Raw genomic sequence first — 17,989 nt, 5'->3', positions numbered from 1 at the left:
ATTGCTGACTTATGTTCCGGCTTAATATAAGAAGAATTAAGCAAGAAATTATTATTTTGCGGCAGGTAGCAATACCTGGAATGACTGTTTTATTTATTATTATCATTGCTAGACTATCGGGATTATTGCAGGGATGGGAATTGATATTATTCGATACTTTTTTGCGGTTGCGTCCAGCCGAAGTGACTGACCCAGAAATAGTAATTATCGGAATTAATGAAAATGACATTCGTAGTTTAGGAACTTACCCAATTCCAGATGCAGAAATTGCTTCGCTGATTCAAAAAATTCAGAGTTATGAACCAGCAGTGATTGGAATTGATATTGTCAAAAATGTCCCAACAGAACCAGGACATCAAGAACTTACTCAAGTATTTCGACAATATCAAAATTTGATTGGTATTGAAAAAGTTTTACCACCTGACGAATTTTCTCCACCACCAAACCTACCGCCAAAACAAATAGGTTTTTCTGACGTAATAGCAGATAGAGATGGTAACTATCGTCGCTATTTACTTTTGACCGCATCACCCCAAAATCCCCAAAATCCCCAAGATGATAAATATTCTTTAGCCCTGAGATTAGCACAAGGTTATTTAGCTACTAAAAATATTGTTATAGACACAGGTAAATATAATTCTTATATTCGATTTGCTAATATAGAACTACCTATATTTTCAGCCAATACTGGTGGATATGTAGGAGAAAATGATACTGGTTTAAAAATACTAGTTAATTTTCGTAGTGGTAAGCAACCATTTCGCTTTATTACTTTAAATGATATTAAAAGTAATAAATTTAATCCAAATTGGCTCAAACAAAAAATAATCATAATTGGTGTAACTGCTGCTAGTAGCGATGATTTATTCAATACTTCAGCAACTGCTAGCTCAAAAATTCATAGTCAAATTTATGGAGTCGAATTTCATGCCCATGTTGCTTCGCAAATAATTCATGCAGTTCTCAATGGTAGGCCATTACTACAAGTTTGGTCTGATGGGTGGGAATATTTATGGATAGTGATTTGGGGTGTGATAGCAATAGTTATTGCTAGAGTGACAAAGACTTTTCGCAGAAATTTATTAGCTATTACATTGATACTATTTTGCTTAATAAGTATCAGTTACTTACTCATCATATTAGGTTGGTGGATTCCGTTAGCACCGACTTTGCTAATTTTGGGAATTAACGGTTTGGGAATCAGTGTATTTGCTTTTCATGAATATAAACAAAATCAAATAAAAATCCAGCTAAGTCAACAGACCATAGAGCATACTTTTACACTTATTCATAATGGGCCATTACAGACTTTAGCTAATATATTGAGGCAGGTAGGTACAGACAAATTACAAAACGATAAATTAATATTGGAGTTAGAAAGACTTAATTCGGAAATTCGCTCCATCGGTGAATATTTAAGAATCGAAGCATTAACTCCCAACGAAAGCTTGCGCTTAGGTAGTCGCGTCAAAATTGACTTAAAAAGACCAGTCCATGAACTATTTTACGAAGTATATACAAGTACTATTGCCAGAGATGATTTAGAATATTTCTATAATATTAACGTCAAAGTTCGCACGTTTGAGCCTATAGAAGAAAAATATTTAAATCTAGAAAAAAAACAAGAATTGTGTCTATTTTTAGAAGAAGCTTTGTGTAATATAGGAAAACACGCCCAGGGTGTTAAAAGAATCGAAGCTATTGGCAAAAAAGAACGAAGTTCATATACTTTGATGATTAAAGACAATGGTTGTGGATTCACTTCATTGTCTGAAAATAAAGGGATGAAGCAACTTAGAAATATTGCTAAAAAATTGGGAGGAAATTTCAGGTGTGAATCCCTTTATCCCAAGGGGACAATCTGTGAAGTTACATGGAAATTAACAAACAATAAAAACAACTATCTGAATTAGATGTGATTATTGGAAATATCTTAGTAAGCTATTCTGCTTTTAAGTTGTACAATCTATCGTCAGGGCTGTTGACCGTTGACTGTCAACAGTTAACAATTAAATTAGTCAAATTCATATAAATATGGTATGATTTGGCTTCTTATAGACAGAAATTTCTCCCTGTTGATCAAATTGATAACTTAGAGAAGGCAAATGTCAAAAAATTGTAGCTTAACTATCAACCCCAGACTAGTAACTAGTGCTGGTCTTGGCTTATTGCTGTTTCTGACACCAGTTACAGTTACAGCTTCTTCATCATCTAATCGCCGCCAACCTGCAAGCGACTATAGCAGAAGCGCGGGTAAACGAGGTTGTCCAAACGACTCCAGTGAAACCATACCTTTGACAGTACTTGCACCACAGACTTATGTTGGGTACACAACAGAGTTACGTCCCACTTTTGTCGGTTTTGTCTCTAGTCCCCAGAAAGTAGAGTTGCGGATTTTTGAATTTACTTCCGACAAGGAAGTCAAACAGCTAGGTAATGCCATTTACAAAGATATAAAATCAGGTATATTTCAAATACCCCTACCTGAAGAAAATCCTGATTTAACCATAGGTAAGAAATACCTTTGGCAGTTATCTATGAGATGTTCTGGGGTGAACATAGTCGAAGCAGCAGAATTCATTGTTGTAGAAATGTCATCTACACTCAAAAGTAAATTACCTAGTACAGCTAATGGTTTACAAAAAGTTACTGTTTTGGCTGACGAAAATTTGTGGTATGACGCATTGAATGAGGCTTTAAAGTTAGCAAATAATGGCAAATTAGGTGATTTAGGTACAAAAATAGTTAAAAGCTTTGCTAAACACGAATCACCAAAGTCTACAGAAATTCAAACATTAGTTCAGAAAAGAATACAATTTTTGCATAAAATAGCAGATCAAGAAAAAGATTGATACCAAATTAAGAAACTGAGGGGCGTTGACGATGCTTGTTGAAGAGGATTTCTCAGCAGATTTAGTTTTGACTATTCCTTTTCAAAGCCAATTTCCTATGAGGATAAATGCTGACCAATAGTATGGATGGTCATATTTATCATTAATTTCTGGTATTTGTTTGGCATTAATGAGTTTTAACTGTGCTGCTTGTAAGGCTTGTGCTTTACTCATTCCTGAATTGCGTAACTTATCATAAAACTCGGCAATTAAGTTGGCTGTAGAGTCATCGTCTACAGACCACAGTGAAGCTAAGGCGCTTTTTGTCCCAGCTTGCAATGCTACACCAGCTAAACCTAGTGTAGCGCGATCGTCACCTGTAGCTGTTTCACAAGCCGTTAATGTTAATAGTTCCACTGCGTTAGAAATATTACCAGATTGGCGCAGTATGGCTTCTAGTTTGTCAATGGTAAGTTTTTCATTATTACCTATGACCAGAAACGTATCTTCTGGAAGAATACCAAACTGTGCATGGGTCGCAATATGAATAATAGGATAAGTTTTTTCTTGCATTTCCCTTTTTAAGTTTTGGATAGCAAACTCTTCATTTTCTAGTTTTTTACTTTCGGGAAATATTTTTCTTATAGCTCTATATTCTATAGGGAAATATACAAGTTCAGGAAAAACTTTATTATCAATTTTACTTTCTTGACTCAAAGCTAAAATTAAAGCGCGATTGACCTGTGAGCTTAACGGTTTTAAGTCAGTTAATTGTAAACTAGAAGTTGTGGCAACAGCATATTTTTCAATTAAATATTTGCTTTCATTTTTGTCGTAAAGCGCAGCCATTGGGACATCACGCAAGAAACCGTCTTGAATAAAAACTAGAGTTTTTATTTTTTGTTCTGTTAAATATTTTTCAATTGGACTAATGATGGCATCATAAATATTTCCAGCATCTTTCGTATTGTAATTGATAGTCTGTTGCGCTAGTAAACTGTTACGAAATTGAGATATTTCCTGACGCAAATTTTCTTGAGTTTTATTCTCTACCCAATGTAAGTATTCTTGTTGATTGGGTAGACTGAGTAAAATTCCTGTTTTATTTTCAAAAATAATTGAACTGATAACAGCAGTATCTTTTTCTATAGCTTGATACAGTGGTTTGTTGTTAAAAGCTGCTAGAATACAATCATTACCAAAATAATTTTGTATTTCTGCTTGTCGGAGAGAATTAATAGTGAGCAATGCACTATTTAGTTGTTGATTGCGCCTCGCACTATCTTGATTATCCGATGTAGCCAATTCTAGCTGAAGTTGTGCTAATTGGCGGTAGACTGGCTCAACAACATCGCGGAAATCAAATTGAAAATCACGGTTTGTGGTTAAAATATCATTGCGTAGTTCTTCTAGAGTTTTATAAGCTCTTTCATAAAAAGATAGTGCTTGATTAAATTGTTTCTGTGCGGCTAGAATCCGTCCTGCTTGCCACTCCCATAGATATAAACTGTCTTTCGCTTGTAAATTTTGATCAGCGAACCAAATAGCCTGGTTAGTTAATTTCCAAGCAGATTTATACGCTTTCTGGCATTCATATAAATGTCCTAATTCTCCCAAAGCATATGATGTAGAACGGGCATCTTGTAATTTTTGGGCAGTTTTAATGGCTTGATGAAAAAGCTGCTTAACTTGTAATTCTGGTAATCTCATTTTTTGGTAGCATTGACTTATGGATGAAGTGAATTCATCATTAACACTAGGTAAATTAGCTAATTCAATTTCTGCATATACTTTGTGAAGTGAATCTGGTATTTGCCCAATGATAGCTAAAGATTGTTGGATATTGATCTCAATTTGATGGGGATTTAAGATATTACTATCTACAGTTCGATAAGCAAGTTTTATTAAGTTTAAATGGCTGCGTAGTTCGGCAATTTGATTACCTTCTTTAGCGGCTGCTACAATACTTTTTTGCAAAGCATTTATGGCTATTTTATAATCATCTTGAGAACGTTTGATAAACTCATTCTCTTTAGAAGAGTTATGATTTTTAGCAGATTTAGCGCGTAAATTCCAAAGTTGGGCGCGGCCAGCGTAAGCATTAGCTAAACTGTTAAGGATAGCAAAATTGTCGGGTTGATTTTGGCTATTGTTGACAGTTTCTAGATATTTAATTGATAAATCATAATTACCTTGGAGTCGGTGGGCTTCTCCTAAACTTCCCAAGGCTGCAACCTCTCCTAATTTATCTTTTTGTTCCTGAGCAATTTGTAATGCACTCCCTGTTTGACAAGTTAATGTATCTGCACCACATAAAAGACTGATAGCTTTTTTTGTTTGTCCTGAGTTACTATAAATTTGTGCTATTTCAGTTAGGATTCGTCCGACTTTGGGCAAATCTTTCTGAGAGTGATAATAAGCTTTTACCTTTTCCCAATAACTCAAAGTTAAGCTTTTATTACCTAACTGCTGATAAGTTCTGGCTAAATTTTCGTTAATGATTGCTATATTATGGGCATCGTTATTTTTTTGATAAAAATCTAAAGCTGTTTCCCAGTTTTGAATGGCTGTATAAAACTCTCCTTTTGTATAGCTTTGAATACCTTGATTAACAAGTTTATCAGCATCAGGAGTTTGAGCGTTGACTATAGCTGCTGGGTGAGAACTGCCGAAATATATACAGAGTATAAGGCTGGCAGTAAATAGAGTTACTAGCCAAGAGTAAAAAAATGATTTCAAAAGTTTATTAAACACGTACGAATCAACTCAAAATTTAAAATAAAACAATTGAGCGTTTATTTATAGGTTTAGGATTTGTTTGCTACTTATTTTAACGGAAAATTAGATCATCACTAACATAAGGGGGGAATTGTAGCTGTTTCTGGTTAAGTAATACTGTTTTTTGATGTAGCTTGCCCGACGTAGCACTGTAGAGACGTTGCAGGCAACGTCTCTACATCATTAAGCAACAACGAGAATATCTGCATTTGTTAAGGATAATCCAGTATTGAGGGTAGCGAATTGAACTTTAGCGATCGCACCCGTACCATCCTGATCAAAGAATAACGCGCCGTTGTTTCGGTCGTAGAGGAATCGGTGGCTAGCAGTAGTGGCGGCTGAACCCAGTAAAAATTGACTAGATGCGATCGCACTACCAGCAACTAACCCACCACCAAAGCCAGCCGTAGAGACAACAATAGTGTCATCAACCACGCTAAAATCGTTAATTCTGTCGTTACCTTCACTACGAGAGTTGAATGTAAAGCGATCGCGTCCTACACCCCCTGTTAGTGTATCGTTGCCAGTACCACCAACGAGGATATCATTACCGTTACCACCAAGAAGAGTATCAACACCTGCACCACCACTAAGAGTGTCATCGCCATCTTCACCATTTAGGGTATTGTTGCCACTGTTACCTGTAATGGTGTTGTTAAGACGGTTACCTGTACCATTGATTGCAGATGTACCTGTGAGAGTCAAATTCTCTAAACTATTGCCTAATGTATAGCTAATAGATGACTGAACTGTGTCCGTACCTTGGTTGGCATTTTCGGAAACGTAGTCGCCTGTGCTATCAACAATGTAGGTGTCGTTACCTCCGCCACCAAGCATCGTATCATTGCCTGTACCACCATTGAGGGTGTCATTACCAGTTCCGGCAATCAGGAAATCATTACCAGCATCACCATTGAGGGTATTATTGCCACTGTTACCGGCGATCGTATTGTTGAGACTGTTACCTGTACCGTTGATTGCAGATGTACCTGTGAGAGTCAAATTCTCTACATTCGCACTCAGAGTATAAGTCACAGATGACTGAACTGTGTCTGTACCTTCGTTAGCGTTTTCTGTAACGATATCCCCGGTGCTATCGACTATATATGTGTCATTACCTCTACCACCTTTGAGTGTATCGTTACCTACTCCGCCATCGAGAGTATCATTACCCCTACCACCATGCAAAACGTTAGCAGCACTATTACCGATAATTGTGTCATTGCCATCACCACCAAAAGCATTTTCGATTGTGGTTCCCGTACTGATAGTTAAAACGGTTCCATTGAGGATACTTGTAGAACCTGGATTCAGGTTGAGGTAAGAGTCAGCAGTAATCGCCGCCGCATTAATTGTGTCAGTACCTGAACTATCTGTTAGTGTCGTTGAGCCATAAAAACCATACTCATTGGTGTAGAAATAAGTATCATTGATAGTATCGGCATCACCGTATAAATTTAATTTCCAACTATTGAAAATGCCAATATCTGAGGGGCCTAAATCTTGTATTGTCAGTGTCCAATTGCCAGCACTGCTTTCTCCCCAATGTTGCGTACTGGAGAGTTTGAAGACGATATTGTCTCCCTCATCTTCCTTATTACCAGGTTGATGAACCAGAACACTCTGAACCCCACTCGGAGAAGTGAGGTAAACAACTATATCACCCCGATAGGGATGAGTCAGATTAAGTTCTACTTCCACCCAGTCAATTTCTAAGCCAGCCGCCACAGTAAAAGTGTGACTAATACCTGCCTCATCGTTATCAGGAACAGTCAAACCTAGATTACCTGAAGTGTAGGAAAGAGACTGCTCGTTGTCCAATCGGCTCTGTTTTTGCCAAGTCTCAGCCAAACGCACAGCAGCAAGCGCATCTACCAAGCCGAACCCATAATCATGGCTGACGTGTAAACCCCCACCATTCAAATTGTTAGCGCCGTTAATTTGCCAAATGTAATTTCCCCCTACGTTATAGAAATCATTTTGGCGGGCGGAATAGGCGAGAATTTCTTGTATGTCTCGATAACCTAAATTCCGATTGGCTTCCAACATTAAGGCAACTACCCCAGAAACTTCAGGCGCTGCTGCTGAAGTGCCGTTAAACTCGTAGTTATAGTCTCCATAATCAGAACCTTCTAAGCCTCTGCGGTCTGTTGTCACAATACTACCAGGCACCCCACTACCAAAAGCTGAAACTAAAATAGAAGCCCCTGGAGTGCTATAAAAGGATGCTGTACCATCATATTCAAGCGCTGCTACCGAAATGACATGGCGGGAGTTGGAATAGTTGGAATAATTGGTATTCAAACCCTCTTCTCTGGAATTTCCAGCTGACCAGACAATAGCAGTCCCTAATCCATTACGTCCAAACTGAACAGCATCTCGAATAGCTTGGGCTACTGGTGCCAGCAGAGGATTAAGAAAATCAGCCGCAAAGCCTACTGTGCTACCCCAACTATTATTAGCGACATCCACATTGCGTAGGCGCTGCAATGCCCGAATAGTACTATCAAAATTGTTGTAACTAAATCGGAAGGAACCTAAGGTGGAGCCATAAGCTACACCCACCCCACCAATACCATTTCCCGCAGCAGCACCAATCACACCCGCAACAGAAGTAGCATGGCCGCTTTCTCCAGCTAGAGGGTAAGGATTATCACCGTTGGTAACGCCATCATAGTCAATAGCAGTATTATAATTGGGAGCTAAATCAGGATGATTGTATTCAACACCACCCCCTTCAAATACACCAACCGTCACACCCCTCCCTGTATAGTCATCCCAAACATCGACTACATTGAGGTCAAGACCACGAGTACCAGTAAACCAATCGTAGTTGTATAAATGCCATTGATACTGAAATAAGGGATCGGAAGGAAAAGTAGGCATAATTTTATGTTTTTATTTTGACTATTCAGTAGTGCATAATTTTACAGAGTACGAAATGAACAAGAATTAGTCGTTTATGCTTTATGCAGTCTGAAATGCAGGATTGAGTACCGATATATGCAACATCATGTATGCAGAGTTGCAGAAAACTGCATTCTTTATGAGCGCAAATAAAAATTGTCCTGGTTTTGCGGAACTTTAGGGAGTGAAAAGATATAGCTGTTGACGGTTGACGGTTAACGGTTGACAGACTTGAAAGCTTTGTGTTGTCAGGGTTTGATCTGAGATTGATGTCCTAATCTATCTGGCTACCACTATATATGGAATACACAATCTGAAATATTTAGACAATACATTTTTATGCAATTCAAAATACATTTTCTTCTCTTGGTAATTGCAAGTATAAAGTTTAAATTAGTGTGTGTGTTCTCTATTACACCATTTGCTGAAATCTCTTAACCCGCACAGGCGGGTTTTATTGCGAACTGCGTTGGCGTTAGGCTACTCTCCGAGAAGGCTACGCGAACCGCTTGCGGTATTGCAAATTACAAATTGATTTTTTGCTGTGGATTTTTACAACATCATCTAATTATAGAAACAGAGGTATCTTCATGTCAGGATCATCTCTGATTGGGAAAACTCTTCGTGGCCACTATTATATTACAGACAAAATAGGAGAGGGCGGTATTGGTGAAACTTATTTAGCTATCGATAAAGATCAGCCAGAAGATTATCAATGTGTGATTAAAAGACTTAAGCCTCAAAATACTAACCAGTCTACAATAATGTGGTTGCAACGAACTTTTAATCGGGAAGCAGTAGCACTACAAAGACTCGGAAGTCACGACCAAATACCCAGATTATTAGCTTTTTTTCGAGAGGACGAAGAGTTTTTTATAGCCCAAGAATTTATTCATGGTATAAATCTGCGTACAGAATTTATTAATTCCCCCAAATGGAGTGAAAATCAAGTTATTTCTTTATTAGATAATATTTTAGAAGTTCTAGATTTTGTTCATCAAAATCAAGTCATTCACCGTGATTTAAAACCAGAAAACTTAATCCAACGCAGCAGCGATCATAAGATTGTCTTAATTGATTTTGGTGCCGTTAAAGAAGTAGGCACACAAATCATCAACACCAAGGGAAAAAAAGTCTCAACCAGCTTTATCATCGGTACGCCGGGATATATGCCGATGGAACAGCTAAGACAAAATCCGATGCTTTGTAGTGATATTTATGCAGTAGGAATGATAGCTATTGAAGCGCTCACAGGCTTACATCCTACAAAACTTCTAGATTCTTATACGGGGCAAATTATTTGGCGCGATCGCCTAAAAATTAGAGAGGATTTAGCAGAAATTTTAGACAAAATGATAGCCTATAATCCTCATCATCGCTATCAGTCAGCATCGGAATGTTTACAGGCTATTCGAGACTGCTCACAATGTCTTAATCATGCAGTGCAAACATCAATATTATTGTCTTTACCACCTATATATACTATAGTTAGATCGGGCAGTCTTTACTGGCTAAATACTAATAAATTTCTCGTTAAATTTTTAGCTATCACTCAATATAAAAAATTTGTCAAAACTCTTGGTACATCTTTAATTTTGACATCAATCGTAGCCATCATTGTAGGTAAGGGAATTTGGTCACAGATATTAATGAATAATATCGAGGTGATGGCGGATAATATTCCTCTTCCTGCTTCCAGTGCCAAGAAAGTTCATAATCCCAATATAAATATTGATAAATTCCTCACTTATTTTATTAATTCCTCCACAAATTTAACTAAAAAAAATCCTACTGATTTACCGATAATTAAACTAATTGCTCATAATCAAACCTCTTCCCTAGTCCTCAGTCGTCTACAGACTCTCAGACTAGAGAATATCCAGATTTATCAGGTGGCTACACCCCGGACATACAATATTTGTAACGCTCCTTTACAACTGCTTCAGCCAAATCATAGCGATCGCCTAAACTTAGACTGGCAATTAGATTGGACAACTAACGGGAATGCTCACGTAGCGCGGTTAAAAATGCAGGGTTATTCAGGAAAAATGAGAACTATCTCTCCCGACGGTAAAGGCGGCTTGAGAACTGTAGAGCAAACAATGCAACTATATACTTCCGCCAAAGGATATGTTCTGCTGGGGTTTAATCCTCTGGATGTGGAGAAACAGCAGGCGCAACGATATAAAACGAATAACTTGATAATTAGAGTAGAAATCGATGGTTCAACAACAATAATCAACTGTGATGATAGCGGTAATATTTCCTCGGCGATCGCTCAAGAATTTTAACTTAACAAACCTTATATAAAATTTGCTTAAAAGCAAAATTGTGATTAAACAAGATTATTTAAATTGGTGTTTCACCTTCAGCTTATTAGTCAGCACGACTTTAATAACAAATGCGAAAACCTTGGCACAAGTCACAGCCGACCAAACCTTAGAAACACAAGTTATAGATATTGGGTTAAACTCCTTTATTCTAGGTGGTACAACAGTTGGTAACACTAATTTATTCCACAGTTTCGGTAGTTTTAATATTCCTAATAATGGCGCAGCAATTTTCATCAATGACCCCAATTTAACTAATATCTTCGCACGAGTAACTGGTGGCACAGCTTCCAATATTCAAGGCAGAATAGGTACTCAAGGTAGTGCTAATTTATATTTAATCAATCCCAACGGCATTATTTTTGGTACAAATGCTAGCTTAAATATTGGTGGTTCTTTTGTTGCTACCACAGCTAACGCCATTCAATTTCCTGGTGGTGCTGAATTTTCTTTAAATTCATCAGTTTCACCAGACAATAATCTATTTAGTGTCAATCCTACAGCATTTTTATTTAACCAAATTGCCAATCAAGGTACAAATTCTCTGGAAAATCGAGCATATTTAGCAGTTCCTAATAATAAGAGTTTAATCTTACTTGGTGGTAATATTGCACCCACATCTAACGCTACTGGCAGAATTTTAATCGATGGCGGAGTAGTTCAGGCATTAGGTGGTAGGGTAGAAATTGGTGGATTAGTTGAACCTGGCTCTATAGGAATTAATGTTGATGGCAATAAATTCAGCCTGAATTTTCCTGATAGTGTAGCAAAAACAGATATTTCATTAATCAATAATAGTGCCGTTTTCACTTCTGGTGCTGGTGGTGGTGATATTGTAGTTAATGCTGATAACTTGAGCTTAAATTCTAGTTATTTTTTTGCAGGTATACTTAATAATCAAGGAAACTCTGAGACTAAAGCAGGTGATATCTCAATTAATGCCACAGGCGTTGTCACTGTTGCTCAAAATAGTGTTATTGGAAATTCTTCTTTGGGAATTGGAGATAGTGGAAACATCAACATTGTTGGCCAATCACTCCAAATAATTGATAATAGTGCAGTTCTGTCGTCTGCCTTACAAGGTAATTCAGGAACAGTTAATATTAAAGTCGATGATACTATTTCCTTATCAGGCAGTCAGATTGGCAGTATTGTTCGTCCGAGAGATGCCTCTGTATCTTCTTTGCAGTCACGGTTATTAGGAACACCAACTAGGGGAAAAAGTGGTGGTATTAATATCCAGGCGCGCAATCTCTTAGCAGCAGATAGTAGTTTGATAAGTGCAAGCAACTTTTTGGCAGACGACTCTGGGGATATTAAAATTCAAGCTGCTGATGCGGTAATATTAAATAATAGGGGATCTATATCTTCATCTGCTTTTGGTCAAGGAAAATCCGGTGATTTATCTATTAGTACTAATCGTTTGGATGTCATTAACAATTCTCAAATAACAGCTAACACCTTGGGAACTGGAAATGCTGGAGATGTTAATATTAACGCTAGAGATATTAATATAAAAGATAAGTCTTTTATTACTAGCAGTACATCCTCTTTTTTCAGGACTATCACTAATGTAGGTAATGCAGGCGATATCAATATTCAAACTTCACGAATTAGTCTAACGAATAGTGGCTTTATTATATCTATTTCTGGTGACAAACAACAGGCGCTAACAAGTGGATTGGGTGGTGATATTAATATTACAGCTACTGAACTAATAGAAATAGATGCAAAAGGTGCAACGGATATAATCACAGGTCTTAGTGCGAAAACTTTTAGTGATAGCCGTGCTGGTGACATAACACTAAATACCAAAAATTTGATTGTGAGAGATGGCGGTGTTATCACGGCAGACGCTGCTAATAATTTAGGAGGAAATGCGGGAAATATTGATATCAATGCCTCTGATACTGTTAAGCTCATTAGCTCTCCGGGAAATTCTTATAGTAGAATTTTTACGGGTGTTGTATCTTCTGATAATAATGTGATAAATGCGGGTAATGGTGGTGAGTTAAAGATTACCACTGGAAAATTACAGCTAACAAATGGCATTATATCAGCAGCAACATTCGGTCAAGGTCATGCAGGTAATATTACTATATCTAGTAATGATGAGATAGTTCTTGATAGTGGGTTAATATTTAGTTTAGTTGGTGCTGGTGCAGTCGGGAATGGGGGAGATATTAATATTCAAACACCGAGACTAACTCTAACTAATGGTAGTCAAGTTGATGCTAGTATTCGGGGTGGAGGAATAGGCAAAGGTGGCACTATTCGCATTGATGCAGCAGATTATGTAATTATTTCCGGACGGGATGCAGACGGGTTTGAGAGTTTCTTAGCAGCTGAGACTAGCAGAGGAGGTATTGGTCAACCAGGAGACATCATTGTTAATACAGATTATTTCCTCGTAGAAAAAAATGGTTTTGTGACTACCGGAACTTTTAACTCCAGTAACGGAGGTAGTATTACCATTAATACTCGTATCTTTGAGGCCTTGACTGGTGGACAAATTTTTTCCAGCACCGGTAGTAGTGGCAAAGCAGGCGACATTATTATTAATGCTACAGATAGTATAATCGTCTCTGGGGTAAATGCAGAAACTGGAAATAATGCTGCGATCGCGGCAGGAACACTTGTAGACTCCACTGGGAATGGAGGAACAGTATTCTTATCTACTACTAATTTTCATTTAAGTAACGAGGCTGGGGTTCTCACACGCAGTCAGGGACGAGGTATTGCAGGGAATATCAACATCTCTGCTAAAGGTAGTTTTCATGTTAATCATGCTTTTGTCAGCGCACGAGCTGAACAGGCTGGTGGTGGAAATATCGCCGTCACAGCGAAAAATATTAACTTGCGAAATAACAGCGATATCCGCACAGATTTATCTATAGGTAGCGGTAGAGGTGGTAATATTGCCCTCACCGCAGATACCATCATTGCTTTAGAAGATAGCGATATCTTAGCTTTCGCACCAGAAGGACAAGGAGGCGATATCACATTTAACACCCGTGCTGTATTCAGTGATTCTCTCTACAACTCCAGACAAACAGCATTGGATAGAAATAGTCTCCAGTCACTAATTACTAATGGCAGCTCCGATATTAACGCCACAGGCACAATCTCTGGCAATATAATTGGTGTGCCTGATATAAGCTCTATCCAAAACGGACTCACAGAATTACAAGCCAATCCTATTGATACTAGCGTACTGATTGCCAATAGTTGCATTGCTCGCAGTCCCAGACAAGAAGGAACTTTTATTATTACCGGGACTGGTGGTTTACCAACTCGTCCTGGTGAAGTTGGGAGTTCCAGCTATTCTACAGGTGATGTGCAGAATGTCAGTGATGAAAGTAAGGCTAGTTTGTGGAAAAAAGGCGACGCGATTATTGAACCGCAGGGAGTATATCGATTAGCGAATGGGGATGTGGTGATGAGTCGTGAGTGTCATTGAAGAAAAGCTTGAGAATGAAATTTATGATGAAGCCAAGTTATTTACATTGGGGTTTGAACTTAGGTTTATTACTAAGCTGGATTGTCATTACAAATGCGGCAACATTAGCACAAGTCACAGCCGACCAAACCTTAGAAACACAAGTTATAGATATTGGTTTAAACTCCTTTGTTTTAGGTGGGACAACAGTTGGTAACACTAATTTATTCCACAGTTTCGGTAGTTTTAATGTTCCTAATAATGGCGCAGCAATTTTTATCAATGGCCCCAATTTAACTAATATCTTCGCACGAGTAACTGGTGGCACAGCTTCCAATATTCAAGGCAGAATAGGTACTCAAGGTAGTGCTAATTTATATTTAATCAATCCCAACGGCATTATTTTTGGTACAAATGCTAGCTTAAATATTGGTGGTTCTTTTGTTGCTACCACAGCTAACGCCATTCAATTTCCTGGTGGTGCTGAATTTTCTTTAAATTCATCAGTTTCACCAGACAATAAACTACTTAGGGTCAATCCTACAGCATTTTTATTTAACCAAATTGCCAATCAAGGTATAAACTCTCTTGAAAATCGCGGTTCTTTAAGAGTTCCTAATAATAAGAGTTTAATTTTACTTGGTGGTAATATTGCACCCACATCTAACGCTACTGGGGGAATTTTGCTTGATAATGGAAGACTAGGAGCATTAGATGGGAGAGTTGAAATTGGCGGATTAACTGCACCTGGTTCTGTAGGAATAAATGTTAACGGTAATAATTTAAGTTTAAGCTTTCCTCAGGGAGTAGCCAGAACAGATATTGCATTAATAAATAATACTGGAGTTATTGTTGCTGGTGTTCGTGGTGGAGATGTTATAGTCAATACTAATAATTTAAATTTACTAAATTCTACTAATATTTTTACTGGCATATTTGCTAATCAAGGAAACCCTGATAGTAAAACTGGTGATATATCCATTAATGCAACAGGAATCGTTAACTTAACTGAAGATAGTGGTATTGGAAATTTATCAATAGGGATAGGAGATGGCGGCAATATCAACATTGTTGCTCAATCACTACACCTGAAGAATGGTAGCAGCATTCAAGCAATTACTGAACAGGGTAAATCAGGAGTGGTTAATATTAAAGTTACTGATACCCTTTCCCTAAATCAGGGGCTTCTTGCTAATGTAATTTTAAGTGATGGTATTAATATCCAAGCACAAAAAATTTCCCTTGCAGATGGTGCTTTAATCCGTGCTTTTAATTCAACAGGAAATGATTCTGTAGGTATTAAAATTCAAGCTTCTGATTCCCTTGACTTGAACAATGCTAGCATTCTGACTGGTACTGTTGATAAAGGGAATTCAGGTGATTTATCAATTGTTACCAATCGGTTAAATCTAAAAAATAATTCTCAAATAGCAGCTAATACATTTGGCAGTGGCAATGCTGGACAAATTAATATCAATGCTCCTGATATTGCTATAGACGAATCTTCAATTAGTGCGGCTTCATTATCTTTCCCAGGAGTTCTTACCAATATAGGTAATGCTGGGACTATCAATATCCAAACGGAAAAAATTAGTCTCACAAATCGTAGTTCCATATCATCTATTTCTGATGAACCAGCGCAGAAGAAAATAGTTGGAAGAGGTGGTAATATTAACATTACAGCTACTGAATTAATAGAAATAGATACAAAAAGCGCAACAGATATAATTACGGGTTTAGTTACCAGAACTTTTAGTGGCAGTCGTGCTGGTGACATAAACCTGAATACCAAAAATTTGATTGTTAGAGATGGTGGTTATATTAGAGCAGAAGCTGCTAATAATTTAGGGGGAAATGCTGGTAATATTACTATCAACGCATCAGATGCTGTTGAGTTAACTAGCTCCAATGGCAACCGCCCTAGTATAATTTTCACTGGTGTTTTAGCTTTTAATGATAATGCGATCGCTGTCGGTAACGGTGGCGACTTAAAAATTACTACTCAAAATTTACAGCTAACAAACTCCGCCATATCGGCCGGGACTTTTAGTCAAGGTAATGCAGGCAATATAAGCATATTCAGCCATGATGGGGTGGTAATCGATAATAGTGTGATCAATAGTCGAATTGGCGCTGGCGCAGTTGGGAATGGTGGCGATATTGATATCCAGACACAGAGGCTAACTTTAACTAATGGTGGTGGGATTGATACTATAGTTGCTCCACCAGAAGGAAATTTACCTGGTGGACAGGGTAAAGGTGGAACTATTCGGATCAATGCTACAGATGCAGTGACTATTTCAGGAACTAATGCAGATGGTGTTGAGAGTGCAATCTTGACGGAAACCCAAAGGGGTGCATTTGGTCAATCTGGCGATATCATCGTGAATACGAATTATTTCGGTGTCTTGAACAACGGTAGTGTATCGACATTCACAGGAAATAGTAGTGATGCAGGTAATATTTGGATCAATACCCGCGTAATGGAGGTATTGAATGGTGGAGTAGTAGTAACAGGAACTGAGGCTAGTGGTAAAGCCGGTGACATTACCGTTAATGCTACAGATCAAATTAACATTTTGAGCAACACCGATTTAAATGGTAATACTGGTTTGGTGGCTAGCACTACTTCTAGTGGAGATGCGGGGAATATATTCCTATTTACAACTGACCTTAACTTATTAGCTCCTAATTCTAATTTGCCTGCTCCCGTCATTGTGGCCACATTAAGTCGAGGAAGCGGGATTGCCGGGAATATTAATATTGTCGCTACAGGTAATTACAATGCCAATAACGGCTTAATTAGCGCACGAGCTGAACAAGCCGGTGGCGGAAATATTAGTGTCAATGCTAGAAATATCAACCTACGGAATAACAGCGACATTCGTACAGATTTATCTAGTGGTAGCGGTAGGGGTGGGGGAATTTCCCTGACCGCAGATACCATCATTGCATTGGAAGATAGCGATATTCTTGCTTTTGCACCAGAAGGACAAGGTGGTGATATTAAATTTAATACCCGCGCTGTATTTAGTGATGCTCTCTACACTGCTAGACAAACAATACCTGATAGAGATAGCCTACAGTCATTAGTTAATAGTAGTGACCCTGACATTAACGCCACAGGGACAATCTCTGGCAACATTATTGGTGTACCTGATATTAGCTCTATCCAAAACGGACTCACCGATTTACAAGCCAATCCCATTGATACTACCGTACTGATTGCCAATAGTTGCATTGCTCGTAGTCCTAGACAAGAAGGGACTTTTATTATTACCGGGACTGGTGGTTTACCAACTCGTCCTGGTGAGGCTGTAGGTTCCAGTTATCCTACAGGTGATGTGCAGAGTGTGACCAATAATACTGTAGGGAGGATGTGGAAGAAAGGCGACGCGATTGTAGAACCGCAAGGAGTATATCGATTAGCAAATGGGGATATGGTGATGAGTCGTGAGTGTGGTTGAGTAAGACGAAAACATAAGCCTCCGTGTTAAATTTCCTCACAAATGCTTTTGAGCATCTGTCGTAACCAACAATTTGCCTGATCCTGATCTGTAAGTTTACTCCACAACATTGAAATCATCCAAGGCCATCCGTGAGAGGTTAAAGTAATTGCACATTTGTCAAGAGGGTGCAGGAAAAGGGGATAGATCCAGCTTGAAGACTGGTTTTCGTAGGGCTTTGACTACGCCTAAATCTTG

Annotated in this window: 7 protein-coding genes and 1 pseudogene; 5 read left to right on the top strand and 3 right to left on the bottom strand. The window is 38.1% G+C overall.

What is annotated here, in order from left to right; genetic code table 11:
- The first annotated feature begins 11 nt into the window (after positions 1 to 11).
- Together H6G14_RS13710 and H6G14_RS13705 are read left to right on the top strand one after the other, a co-directional pair.
- Positions 12 to 1,913: a sensor histidine kinase gene (locus H6G14_RS13710; protein WP_190567935.1), complete on the top strand. Its 1,902-nt coding sequence runs from the start codon at positions 12 to 14 to the stop codon at positions 1,911 to 1,913.
- A gap of 192 nt (positions 1,914 to 2,105) precedes the next feature.
- Complete coding sequence (locus tag H6G14_RS13705) at positions 2,106 to 2,852, top strand: DUF928 domain-containing protein (RefSeq protein ID WP_190567934.1); 747 nt, start codon at positions 2,106 to 2,108, stop codon at positions 2,850 to 2,852.
- Positions 2,853 to 2,933: 81 nt separating this feature from the next.
- Here the strand turns inward: H6G14_RS13705 and H6G14_RS13700 are convergent, their stop codons facing one another.
- Positions 2,934 to 5,570 (bottom strand): CHAT domain-containing protein, encoded by a 2,637-nt coding sequence (locus H6G14_RS13700; protein WP_199326155.1) that lies wholly within the window; start codon positions 5,568 to 5,570, stop codon positions 2,934 to 2,936.
- Positions 5,571 to 5,792: 222 nt separating this feature from the next.
- The gene (locus H6G14_RS13695) at positions 5,793 to 8,495 is read right to left on the bottom strand and encodes a S8 family serine peptidase (RefSeq protein WP_190567932.1); all 2,703 of its coding nucleotides are present in this window, start codon (positions 8,493 to 8,495) and stop codon (positions 5,793 to 5,795) included.
- Between the two features lie 611 nt (positions 8,496 to 9,106).
- On the opposite strand from H6G14_RS13695, the gene H6G14_RS13690 reads away from it, so the two are divergent.
- Genes H6G14_RS13690 through H6G14_RS13680 form a run of 3 tightly spaced genes read left to right on the top strand, consistent with a single transcriptional unit; the run spans position 9,107 to position 17,752 of the window.
- Positions 9,107 to 10,807 carry a serine/threonine-protein kinase gene (locus H6G14_RS13690; RefSeq protein WP_190567931.1) on the top strand — a complete coding sequence of 567 codons (1,701 nt, stop codon included), beginning with the start codon at positions 9,107 to 9,109 and terminating at the stop codon, positions 10,805 to 10,807.
- Between the two features lie 40 nt (positions 10,808 to 10,847).
- On the top strand, positions 10,848 to 14,306 hold the full coding sequence (locus H6G14_RS13685; RefSeq protein WP_190567930.1) for a two-partner secretion domain-containing protein: 3,459 nt from the start codon (positions 10,848 to 10,850) through the stop codon (positions 14,304 to 14,306).
- Between the two features lie 23 nt (positions 14,307 to 14,329).
- Complete coding sequence (locus tag H6G14_RS13680; protein ID WP_190567929.1) at positions 14,330 to 17,752, top strand: two-partner secretion domain-containing protein; 3,423 nt, start codon at positions 14,330 to 14,332, stop codon at positions 17,750 to 17,752.
- Between the two features lie 26 nt (positions 17,753 to 17,778).
- On the opposite strand, the pseudogene H6G14_RS33585 reads toward H6G14_RS13680, so the two are convergent.
- Positions 17,779 to 17,877, bottom strand: a pseudogene (locus H6G14_RS33585) (LysR family transcriptional regulator); the annotation flags it as partial.
- Positions 17,878 to 17,989: the final 112 nt, after the last annotated feature.

Origin of the sequence: Nostoc parmelioides FACHB-3921 (assembly GCF_014696625.1) — a bacterium.
Lineage (GTDB): Bacteria > Cyanobacteriota > Cyanobacteriia > Cyanobacteriales > Nostocaceae > Trichormus > Trichormus parmelioides.
The sequence above is the reverse complement of the archived record's forward strand: the minus strand, read 5'-3'. Positions and strand labels throughout refer to the sequence as shown.